The sequence below is a fragment of the Mesorhizobium sp. Mes31 genome, assembly GCF_024519675.1.
Lineage (GTDB): Bacteria > Pseudomonadota > Alphaproteobacteria > Rhizobiales > Rhizobiaceae > Mesorhizobium.
The window spans coordinates 564,833-575,257 of record NZ_JALJRL010000001.1 but is presented as its reverse complement, the minus strand read 5'-3'; the positions used below and the strand labels follow the sequence as shown (position 1 = coordinate 575,257).

12 protein-coding genes and 1 pseudogene are annotated in these 10,425 nt (G+C 63.6%); 2 read left to right on the top strand and 11 right to left on the bottom strand.

Going from position 1 to position 10,425, the window contains the following annotated elements:
* Nucleotides 1-35: 35 nt before the first annotated feature.
* From NR193_RS02635 to NR193_RS02610, 6 genes are all read right to left on the bottom strand, one after another.
* Nucleotides 36-407, bottom strand: a complete 372-nt coding sequence (locus NR193_RS02635; RefSeq protein WP_256749316.1) for a VOC family protein — start codon at nt 405-407, stop codon at nt 36-38.
* Nucleotides 404-1,729 (bottom strand): folylpolyglutamate synthase/dihydrofolate synthase family protein, encoded by a 1,326-nt coding sequence (locus NR193_RS02630; RefSeq protein ID WP_256749315.1) that lies wholly within the window; start codon nt 1,727-1,729, stop codon nt 404-406. The genes NR193_RS02635 and NR193_RS02630 overlap by 4 nt, the downstream gene beginning before the upstream one ends.
* Before the next feature lie 61 nt (nt 1,730-1,790).
* Nucleotides 1,791-2,717, bottom strand: coding sequence for an acetyl-CoA carboxylase, carboxyltransferase subunit beta (accD, locus tag NR193_RS02625; RefSeq protein WP_256749314.1), 927 nt, complete (start codon nt 2,715-2,717; stop codon nt 1,791-1,793).
* A 97-nt stretch (nt 2,718-2,814) separates the two neighbouring features.
* Complete coding sequence (gene trpA, locus NR193_RS02620) at nt 2,815-3,654, bottom strand: tryptophan synthase subunit alpha (protein ID WP_256749313.1); 840 nt, start codon at nt 3,652-3,654, stop codon at nt 2,815-2,817.
* Between the two features lie 62 nt (nt 3,655-3,716).
* Complete coding sequence (gene trpB / locus NR193_RS02615; protein WP_256749312.1) at nt 3,717-4,967, bottom strand: tryptophan synthase subunit beta; 1,251 nt, start codon at nt 4,965-4,967, stop codon at nt 3,717-3,719.
* A gap of 88 nt (nt 4,968-5,055) precedes the next feature.
* Nucleotides 5,056-5,715 (bottom strand): phosphoribosylanthranilate isomerase, encoded by a 660-nt coding sequence (locus NR193_RS02610; RefSeq protein ID WP_091584297.1) that lies wholly within the window; start codon nt 5,713-5,715, stop codon nt 5,056-5,058.
* A 111-nt stretch (nt 5,716-5,826) separates the two neighbouring features.
* Here NR193_RS02610 and NR193_RS02605 point away from each other — a divergent pair, with 111 nt between their 5' ends.
* Nucleotides 5,827-6,045, top strand: a complete 219-nt coding sequence (locus NR193_RS02605; RefSeq protein WP_256749311.1) for a hypothetical protein — start codon at nt 5,827-5,829, stop codon at nt 6,043-6,045.
* A gap of 14 nt (nt 6,046-6,059) precedes the next feature.
* Here NR193_RS02605 and NR193_RS02600 read toward each other — a convergent pair.
* Nucleotides 6,060-6,502, bottom strand: a pseudogene (locus NR193_RS02600) (transposase).
* A gap of 114 nt (nt 6,503-6,616) precedes the next feature.
* Between NR193_RS02600 and NR193_RS02595 the strand changes: the two are divergent.
* Nucleotides 6,617-6,895 (top strand): hypothetical protein, encoded by a 279-nt coding sequence (locus tag NR193_RS02595; protein WP_256749310.1) that lies wholly within the window; start codon nt 6,617-6,619, stop codon nt 6,893-6,895.
* 52 nt (nt 6,896-6,947) lie between these two features.
* Here NR193_RS02595 and NR193_RS02590 read toward each other — a convergent pair whose 3' ends face one another.
* The 4 genes from NR193_RS02590 to NR193_RS02575 form a co-directional block, all read right to left on the bottom strand.
* Entirely contained in the window at nt 6,948-7,706 is a 759-nt protein-coding gene (locus NR193_RS02590) for a M48 family metallopeptidase (RefSeq protein WP_256749309.1), read from the bottom strand.
* Between the two features lie 101 nt (nt 7,707-7,807).
* Nucleotides 7,808-8,290 (bottom strand): DUF2852 domain-containing protein, encoded by a 483-nt coding sequence (locus NR193_RS02585; RefSeq protein ID WP_256749308.1) that lies wholly within the window; start codon nt 8,288-8,290, stop codon nt 7,808-7,810.
* Nucleotides 8,291-8,365: 75 nt separating this feature from the next.
* A complete protein-coding gene (locus NR193_RS02580) occupies nt 8,366-9,550 on the bottom strand; it encodes a benzoate/H(+) symporter BenE family transporter (RefSeq protein ID WP_256749307.1) in 1,185 nt (394 codons plus the stop codon).
* Nucleotides 9,550-10,320 (bottom strand): carboxylesterase, encoded by a 771-nt coding sequence (locus NR193_RS02575; protein WP_256749306.1) that lies wholly within the window; start codon nt 10,318-10,320, stop codon nt 9,550-9,552. The genes NR193_RS02580 and NR193_RS02575 overlap by 1 nt, the downstream gene beginning before the upstream one ends.
* Nucleotides 10,321-10,425 lie beyond the last annotated feature (105 nt).

The following is a 10,425-nucleotide window of genomic DNA, read 5'->3' as shown; positions in this document are numbered from 1 at the left end:
ATCACGAACTCAAATCAATGGGAATCCTGAATCCCTTAAAACGCGACACGCTTTATCTTCACGTCGTTGGGGTCGCGAAGCCAAGCCTGGTAGGTGTCGTCGCAGGCGAGTTTCCTCGGCGTGACGTCTATTCCCTTCGACCTGATGTGGGCGATCGCGGCGTCAATGTCTTCCACCTCGAGGCAGAGATGGTTGATCTGGTTCAGGTCGCTGTAGCGGGCTCCGCCCTTCTGGAACACCTCGATGTGGCTGCGGCCGCCGCAATTGAGGTAGAATCCGAAAATCTTGCCGTCGCGCAGGAAATTGAATTGGGTGTCCATGCCGAGGACGTCGCGATAGAAGCTTCGCGTCACGTCGAGGTCATTCGCGAAGATGCAGACGTGAGCGAGCTGCTTTACCTTGATCATGTCGGCGGCGTGCCGTTTTCAGCCAGCACCGCCCCAGCCAGATAAAGCGACCCGCCGATCAGGATGCGCGGCGGCGGACCGTCCCAGGTGTCGCGCAGCAGCATCAGTGCGTTGGCGACGGAACTCACCGGTTCGGCCGTCAGTCCGGCTTCCGTGGCGCGGACCGCCAGTTCGTCGTTCGGCACGCCGGCGTCGCTCGCGCTCACCGGCACCGTGTAGACATGCCGGGCCAGACCCTTGAAGGCGCGGAAATAGCCGCTCTGGTCCTTGGTGTTGATCATGCCCGAGATCAGGAAAAGCGGACGCGGGTTCTTTTCTTCCTGCTCGGCCAGCGCTTCGGCAACGACCACGCCGGCGCCCGGATTGTGGCCGCCGTCGAGCCAGATGTCGGCGCCCTTCGGCGCCAGCTCCGCCAGCCGGCCCTGCGCCAGCTTCTGCATGCGGCCGGGCCAGGCGACATTGATCATCGCCTTCTCGGCGGCGCGATGGCTGATCTCGAAACCGGCCGCCTTCACCGCCGCGATCGCCGCGGCCGCATTGGCGAACTGGTGGCGCCCGGGCAGCCTTGGCGGCGGCAGGTCCATCAAGCCGTCCTCGTCCTGATAGACCATGCGGCCGTTTTCCTCGAAGGCGAGGAAATCCTGGCCGTAGACGAAGGTCGGACACTCGAGCCGCTCGGCGGTTTCGATCAGCACCTGCAGCGCCGTCTCGCTTTCCTGCGCGCCGATGACGACCGGGCAGCCGCGCTTGATGATGCCGGCCTTTTCGGCGGCGATCAGTTCGACACGGTCGCCGAGATAGGCCTCGTGGTCGAGCGACACCGGCATGATCACCGATACGGCGGGCTCCTTGATGACATTGGTGGCGTCGAAGCGGCCGCCGAGCCCGACCTCGATGATGGCGGCATCGGCCTGATGCTCGGAAAACAGCAGGAAGGTGACGGCGGTGAGAATCTCGAAGACGGTGATCGTCTCACCCTCATTGGCCCTGGCGACGCGGGCAATGGCATCGGCGAAAACCTTGTCGTCAACCAGCCTGCCGCCGCCATCGGCGGCCAGCCGGTAGCGCTCGTGCCAGTTCACCAGATGCGGCGAGGTGTGGACATGGACGCGGTAGTCGGCCGCTTCGAGCAGTGCGCGCGAAAACGCCGCGCAGGAGCCCTTGCCGTTGGTGCCGGCGATGTGGATCACCGGCGGCAGCCGGTCCTGCGGGTCGCCGAGCCGCTCCAGCAGCCTGGAAATGCGGTCGAGCGAAAGGTCGAAGCCCTTCGGATGAAGCGCCATCAGGGCTTCGATTTCGCGGTCGGCGGCAAGCGTCGTCATATGGGAATCCTAGCGCATGGTCCCGAAAACCGGATCGCGGTTCGCGGCGAAGAATGTCGCGTCAGGCCTGTGGTCGTGCCTCCGCCGGAATTGTTGCCGGCGGCAGGATTTCCGGCTCCAGCGGCTTTTGCTCTTCCGGCACCTTGAGCAGCATCTTCAGCAAGCGTGCGATCGTTTCGCGCATCTCCAGCCGCGAAACGACCATGTCGACCATGCCGTGCTCCATCAGATACTCGGCGCGCTGGAAGCCGTCCGGCAGCTTTTCCCGGATGGTCTGTTCAATGACGCGCGGTCCGGCAAAACCGATCAGTGCGCCGGGTTCGGCGATGTGCACGTCGCCCAGCATGGCGTAGGAAGCGGTGACGCCCCCGGTGGTCGGGTTGGTCAGCACGACGATGTAGGGAAGGCCGGCTTCCTTCAGCCGGTCGACGCCGACGGTAGTGCGCGGCAATTGCATCAGCGACAGGATGCCTTCCTGCATACGGGCGCCGCCGGAGGCCGCAAACAGGATCAGCGGCCGCTTGCGCTGCAGGGCGACTTCGAAACCATGAACGATGGCGTCACCGGCGGCCATGCCGAGCGAGCCACCCATGAAGGCGAAGTCCTGCACCGTGACCACCACCGGCAGGCCTTCGACGGTTCCCAGCGCGTTGATGATCGCATCTTCCAGGCCGGTCTTGGCCTTGGCGTCCTTCAGGCGGTCGACATAGCGTTTCTCGTCTCGGAACTTCAGCGGATCCTGCATGACCTTGGGATTGTCCAGGGTCTCGTACTTGCCGCCGTCGAAAAAGAACTTCAGCCGCTCCTTGGCCGAGATCTTCATGTGATGGCCGGAGGACGGAATGACGAACTGGTTGGACTCCAGATCCTTGTGGAACACCATTTCGCCGGTCTCCGGATCCTTGATCCAGAGATTCTCGGGCATGTCGGTGCGCCGGCCGAGCATCGAATTGATCTTCGGGCGAACGTAATTGGTGATCCAGTTCATCGCTTCGGCTCCTGTCCTGACGAAGAGTTAGTGCATGTCGCCCAAAAGTGGGAACCGGTTTTGGGTAACGACACGCACAAGACCTGAGGTAGGAAAACTATTCGGCGGCAGCAAGGCGGGCCGAGCGCACGCCCTGCGCAAGGCCGCTGACCAGCGTGGCGACGGCTTCGGCCGGGTCGGCGGTCTTCTCGCCCTTCGGACCCAGCACATTGGCGACCGCATTGACGATCGCGGTGCCGACGACGACGCCATCGGCATTGGCGCCGATCACGCGCGCCTGCTCGGCGGTCTTGACGCCGAAACCGACGCAGACCGGCAGGTCGGTATGGCCCTTGATGCGCTTCACCGCCGCCGCCACCTTGCCGGTGTCGGCCAGCGCCGAGCCGGTGATGCCGGTCATCGAGACATAATAAACGAAGCCGGATGTGTTCTGGAGCACTTTCGGCAGGCGCTTGTCGTCGGTGGTCGGCGTCGCCAGCCGGATGAAGTTGATGCCGGCCTTCAGTGCCGGAATGCACAGCTCCTCGTCCATCTCCGGCGGCAGGTCGACGACGATCAGCCCGTCAATGCCGCTGGCAATCGCGTCCTTGAGGAAACGGTCGACGCCGTAGATGTAGATCGGGTTGTAGTAGCCCATCAGCACGATCGGCGTCTCATTGTCGTCGACGCGGAATTCCGACGCCATCTTCAGTGTCTTGACCAGCGTCTGGCCGCCTTTGAGCGCCCTCAAGCCCGCCGCCTGGATCGCCGGGCCATCGGCCATCGGGTCGGAGAACGGCATGCCGAGCTCGATGATGTCGGCACCCGCCGCCGGCAATGCCTTCATGATCGACAGCGAGGTGTCGTAGTCCGGGTCGCCGCCCATGAAATAGGTGACGAGCGCCGGGCGGCCCTCGGTCTTCAGCTTCGCCATGCGGCGGTCGATGCGAGTGGTCATGTCTGGCCCTTTGGACGAATTTTGCTCATAATCAACTCCCAAGTCGAAACTGTCCAATGGGCCTAGATCTCCATGCCCAGCATGCTGGCAACCGTATGCACGTCCTTGTCGCCGCGGCCGGACAGGTTGACGATGACGATCTGGTCCTTGTCCATGGCCGGCACGATCTTCACCGCATGGGCGATGGCGTGCGCCGATTCCAGCGCCGGAATGATGCCTTCGACACGCGTCGTCAGCTTGAACGCTTCCAGCGCCTCGTCGTCGAGGATCGGCACATATTCGACGCGGCCGCTGTCGCGCAGCCAGGAATGCTCCGGGCCGACACCGGGGTAGTCCAGGCCGGCCGAGATCGAATGGCCGTCCATGATCTGGCCGTCTGCATTCTGCAGGAGATAGGTGCGGTTGCCGTGCAGCACGCCGGGCCTTCCGGCATTCATCGAGGCGCAGTGCTCGATGCCATCGAGGCCGCGGCCGCCGGCTTCGATGCCGATGATGCGAACCTCCTTGTCGTCGAGGAAGGGATGGAACATGCCGATGGCGTTCGAGCCGCCGCCGACACAGGCGATGATGGTGTCCGGCAACCGGCCTTCCTGTTCGAGAATCTGCGCGCGGGCCTCCGAACCGATCACCGACTGGAAGTCGCGCACCAGCTCCGGATAGGGGTGCGGGCCGGCGGCGGTGCCGATCAGGTAATAGGTGTCCTCGACATTCGTCACCCAGTCGCGCAGCGCCTCGTTCATGGCGTCCTTCAGCGTGCCGTGGCCGGCGGTCACCGGCCGCACTTCGGCGCCCAGCAGCTTCATGCGGAAGACATTCGGGCTTTGACGGGCGACATCGGTGGCGCCCATATAGACGACGCAGGGAAAGCCGAAGCGGGCCGCGACGGTGGCCGACGCCACGCCATGCTGGCCAGCGCCCGTCTCGGCGATGATGCGCTTCTTGCCCATGCGCTTGGCCAGCAGGATCTGGCCGAGGCAGTTGTTGATCTTGTGCGAACCGGTGTGGTTCAGGTCCTCGCGCTTGAAATAGACCTTGGCGCCGCCCCAGAGGCCCTTCGCCGCGGAGACCTCACGAAGATGCCTGGTCAGCCCTTCCGCGAAATAGAGCTTCGACGGCCGTCCGGCATAGTGGGTCGACAGGTCCGTGAGTTCAGCCTTGAAATCCGGATCGTTCTTGACCTCGTTCCAGTTCCGCTCGAGATCGAGGATCAGCGGCATCAGCGTTTCGGCAACGAAACGACCGCCAAAAATGCCGAACATGCCCTGTTCGTCGGGTCCGGTGCGAAAGGAATTGGGTGTCGCCGGCTTGTCCATTGCCGATCTCCTGCATCTTGACTTGCGAGCCTGTCCTTGTCGGAAAACCGGTTCCCACTTTTCCGGGACATGCTCTGGTTTGAGCCGGTCAGGCGGCGCGGTTGTCGCGTGCTGCCCTGACGGCCCGGAAGAACTGTTCGATCAGCGCCGGATCCTTGACGCCTGGCGCGCTTTCCACACCTGAAGAAATGTCTATTCCGGGCGGGTTGGCAAGCCGAAGGGCATCGCCGATGTTGGCGGCGTTGAGCCCACCGGAAAGCATGTAATCGACGCCGGCGTCAAGGCCGGCGAGAATACGCCAGTCGAAGGCGACGCCGTTGCCCCCCGGCAGTTCCGAGCCTTTCGGCGGCTTGGCGTCGAACAGGAACCGGTCGGCAACACCGATGAACGGCTTTATCCGTTCCAGATCGGCAGCCTCGCTGAGCGGCAGCGCCTTCATCACGGGCAGTCCATGGCGGGCCTTGACCTCGGCCACGCGCTCGGGCGTTTCCGAGCCGTGCAGCTGCAGCATGTCAGGCTGCATCTTTTCGACGATCTCATCGAGGAAGGCGTCGCTTGCATCAACGCTGACTGCAACCGCGATTGCCTTGCCGCGCGCCGCCTCGCGCAGACGGCCAGCCTCGGCTGGCTCCACGTAGCGCGGGCTTTTGGCAAAGAAAATGAAGCCGACATGGCTGGCGCCGCCGGCCACTGCCGCGGCCAATGCCTTGTCGGTCTTCAAGCCACAGATCTTGATGTCAAGCGCCATGGCGCGGGATTGGCACGAAAAGCGGTAAGAGTCGAGAAAAAGCATGCTGTTTGCCGGCGAGGCCAAAGGCGCTACCTATTGATGGGCAGGACGCTAGGCGGGAGCAGAATCATGGCGGACAGAACGGTTGCCGAACTCAGGCAGAAGATCGCGCAGGCGCGCGAGGTTATCGCTCATCTGGTGGACAAGGCCGCCTTCAACGGCACCGAGGCGCATCGGGCGCTCGACTATTTCGGTAGCGATGCCTTCGACAGCAAATTCCTGCCATGGCCGCGTTATGAAGACGAGGGGCTGCGGCCCGAGGACCTCAACGCCGCCAACGACGACTGAATCGTCGCCCTCACTTAGGCCGTAGACTCATAAGCGCGCAGCCACAGCCGCATCGATGCAAGCTGGATCATGGCGAGGAAGTTGGCCGCGAGCTTATCGTAGCGCGTTGCCACGCGGCGGAAGTGTTTGAGCTTGGAGAAGAACCGCTCGATGAGGTTGCGCTCGCGGTAGAGCCGCTTGCTGAAGCAAGGTTTCCAGCGCCGGTTGCTCTTCGGCGGGATATTGGGTGTGGCACCGTGGTCCTGAATGAACCCGCGAATGCGGTCAACCGATCCCAAACGCCTGCTTTCCGCCATCGCACGAAGCGGTTATAGCAGGTCGTGCGCGGGCCATAGCGCTCGGGCAGGTCACGCCATGGCGCCCCGGATCGCAGCACCCAGAAGATGCCGTTCAGCACGCGGCGATCATCGACGCGGGGCACGCCTCTCGGTTTGTTGGGCAAGAGCGGCTTAATCACGCGACATTCGAAATCGGTTAGATCTTATGGGCTAATGCCGATCTTGAATCAGATTTGGCGCAGTAGCGAAAGCCTGCCATCCTGTCGGAATAAAAGCCGAGTCCGGAGGTGCGTATGTCAGGGCAGGTAATCGACCGTGTTGATCTTGCCGACGAGGCGGGGAGCATCATGCTCTACGACTATATGGCGAAAGACATGAAGGATGGCCGCAACCTCATGCGGGTTGATGCAGACGGCAACATCCTCTGGAAGGCCTTACCACCCACGACGCAGGACTGCTTCACGGGCATGAACTGGGACGGCGAAACGCTCACCGCCAATACGTGGAGCTGTTATCGCGTGACCGTCGATCTCCAGAACGGCGATGTCACCGTGCTGTTCTTCACGAAGTAGGCTGTTCCCGCACCAAGGCGCTTTATGGGTTCACGACCTAGTCGCCCGTCACCTACTCGAACGCGATCGCCTGCAGGGCGCCGCCATTGCGCTTCAGCCAGGCCTTGCAGCGTTCGGTGTCCGGGCAAAGCTGTTCGCATAGTTTCCAGAATTTCGGGCCGTGGTTCATCTCCTTGAGATGCGCCACCTCATGCGCGACGAGGTAGTTTATGACCGGCGACGGCGCCATCATGATGCGCCAGGAAAACGACAGGTTGCCGTCCGAGGTGCACGAGCCCCAGCGGCTTGATGTGTCCTTGAAGCGGATCGCCTTGGCGCGCTTGCCGAGCGCCTGCGTGTGCTTGACCACCAGCGCCTCGATCTCGCGCTTGGCTTCGCGCTTGAGGAAATCGGCGATGCGGCGCGGCAGGTGCACGCGCTCGCCATGCACGATCAGCAGCGGACCGCGCTCGTCGCGCGACACGGTGACGGTGCCACGTTTCGAGGGCTCATGGACGATGCGGTGCGGCACGCCGCGCACCGGGACCTTGATGCCGGGCCGCACCTGCGGCCGGTTGGGCACCTTGGCCAGCCGCTGTTCCAGCCACTCCTGATGGCGGTCGAGGAATTTTTCCACCTCGCCCCGGCGCAGGCCCGGCGGCACCGTGATGCGCAGGCCACGACCGCCGGAATCGATGCGCAGCGTCAGCCGCCGGGCGCGATCGTTCTCGACTATCTTGAGCGGCAATGACCGGCCGGCAACGACATGCTCGCGCTCTTCGACAGGCGCGGGCTTGGGTTTTGTCAGGTTGCGGAAGAAGCCGAAAGACATGGCCGGACGATACGCGATTCGAGGAAAACGAATAGAACAAAAAAGAAACGGCGCCGCTCGCGCGACGCCGTTTTTTTCACGATCTGGCCTGTCGCTGGGCCTTAGTCGTCAAGCAGGTTCGAGCCCTTGCCACGCTTGCTGGCCGTCGTCCCGGTGCTCGGATCGGTCTTCGTCGGTGCCGTCGCCTTGTTGCGGTTCGCCATGAAGCGGTCGAACTCGTCCTGGTCCTTGGCGCGGCGCAGTTCACGGGCATACTCGTCGAACTGGGTCAGCATCTCGTCGAGCTTGCGGCGCTCCTCGTTCAGGCGCTCGAGTTCCTTTTCGCGCCAGTCGTCGAAAGCGACGTTGCCGGTGCGGGCGGAGCCGTTACCCCAGCGAGCGGCCTTGTCGGAACCGCGGCGGCAGCCGGCGAAAATGCCGTCGGTCGCCCGGTTGACGTCACGCTTGAAGCCATCGAGGCGGTCGCCCCAGATGATGTAGGCGAGCATGGCGAAGCCGAGTGGCCAGAACACCATGAAACCGATCACCATCAACGCGATGGTTGCCGGCGTCCAGGCCGGACGGATCAATGCGGATGTGTTCATTTTCTCCCATTCCTTCGGTTGGAGACAGCCAAACCCGGCTGCGTGGAATCGAAATGGGAAGAAGAAAACGGCGATTCAAGACAATGTCCGCCAAAACCGGACAAGAGGCTGAAATGATTGTTGCTTTTTGAATGCTTCGAGGAAAAGAACGGCCAGGCCCGCGACCAGCCCCCAGAATGCGGCGCCGACGCCGAACAGCGTCAGTCCCGACGCGGTGACGGCAAAGGTGACGGTGGCGGCCATGCGTTCGCCTTCGTCCTTCAGTGCGATCGACAGGGCGTTGGCAAGCGGCGCCATCAGCGCCAGACCCGCCACCAGCACGATCAGGCTTTGCGGCAGGACGGCGAAGATCGCCACCAGCGAAGCGCCGAATATGGCAAAGATGATGTAGGCGAGCGCATAGAACGGGCCGGTCTTCCAGCGTTCGGCGGGATCGGGGTGGACGTCCGGCCCGGTGCAGATCGCCGCCGAAATCGCGGCCAGGTTGGTGGTCGAGCCGCCAAACGGCGCCGACAGCAGCGAAAACAGGCCGGTGACGCCGATCAGCGGGCCGGGCTCCGGGTGATAGCCGGCGGCGCGCAGCACGGCGAGGCCGGAGAGGTTCTGCGAAGCCATGGTGACGAGGTAGAGCGGCAGCGCCAGGCCGATGATCGCGGCGGCGCTGAACTGCGGTGTGATCAGCGTCAGCGTCGACAATTCCGGTGTCGGCAAGCCACCGACGCGGCCTGTCAGAAAAGCGGCGAGGCCACCGCCGATCAGCACCACCAGCACCGACACCGCCGGATTGAACAGCCTGATGACGAAAAACGCCGCGATCAGCGGCAGGATCAGCCAGGGATCGGCGGGTATGGCCTTGACCGCGTTGACGGCGAAACTGACGAGGATGCCGGCCAGCATGCCCGATGCCACCGACGGGGGTATCCTGGCGATCAGCCGCGTCAGCGGCCCGAACAGGCCGGTGGCGATCAACAGGAGGCCGGTGACGATGAAGGCGCCGACGGCCTCGCCCATCGAGAAGCCGCTCGACGCGGCGATCAGCGCCAGGCCCGGCGTCGACCATGCGGTGATGACCGGCATCTTGGTGCGCCAGGATAGCCACAGGCACTCGATCGCCATCGCCAGGCAGATCGCCGTCACCCAGCTCGCTGTCTCGACCTGCGTCGCGCCGACCGCCTTCGCGGCGGCGATGACGATGGCCAGCGTGCCGCCAAAGCCGACGATGGCGGCGACAAAGGCGGATATCGGAATGGAAACGCGCATCAGTTCTCCCTCCGCGCCATCGCGTCGACGGTCCTTACAAGCATGTCGAGATCCTGCGGCCGCGACAGCCGATGATCACCGTCGGGGATCAGCGACAATGTCACATCGTCCGCGGGCAGCAGACCGACCAGCTTCAGCGCGTGGCTTGCCGGCACGTCCGGATCGGCCAGCCCCTGCAGGATGTGCACCGGGCAATGCGTGTCGATAGGGCCTGCCATGACCCGGTTGTTGCGCCCGTCCTCGATCAGCGCGCGTGTGTAGATGTAAGGCTCGCTGGAATAGTCCGACGGCTCCTCGAAGAAGCCTCTTGCGGCGAGATCGTGCTTCTGCGCCTCGGTCAGCACCGGTTCGACCAGCTCGACGGTAAAATCCGGCGCCGGCGCCAGCAGCACCAGGCCGGCGACGTTCCTGTCGCCTGCCTTGCGCAGTTCCTGCACCATGCGCAGCGCGATCCAGGCCCCCATCGATGAGCCGACCAGGATCTGCTTGCCCCTGGTGAAGTGCCGGAACACGGCAAGGCTTTGCGAAAGCCATTTCGAAATCGTGCCATCGGCAAAGGCGCCGCCGGATTCGCCGTGGCCGGAATAGTCATGTCGCAGGAAGGCGCGGCCTTCTCTTGCCGCCCAGTCCGACAGCGTTTCGGCCTTCGTGCCCAGCATGTCCGACTTGTAGCCGCCGAGCCAGACGATGCCTGGCGTCGTGCCAGCCGTGTGGCGCACCGCGATGCTCGTTCCATCGACGTCCAGAAAGACAGGGGGCGTGGCAGTCATGGCTTTTTCCTCACGCCGGTCTTTTGGCACAGGGTCTTGTTGCACAGCCAGTGGCGTGGCGAAAAGTGCTCGCGATCCTTCTTTGTTTGGTGCAGGTCAGCGATC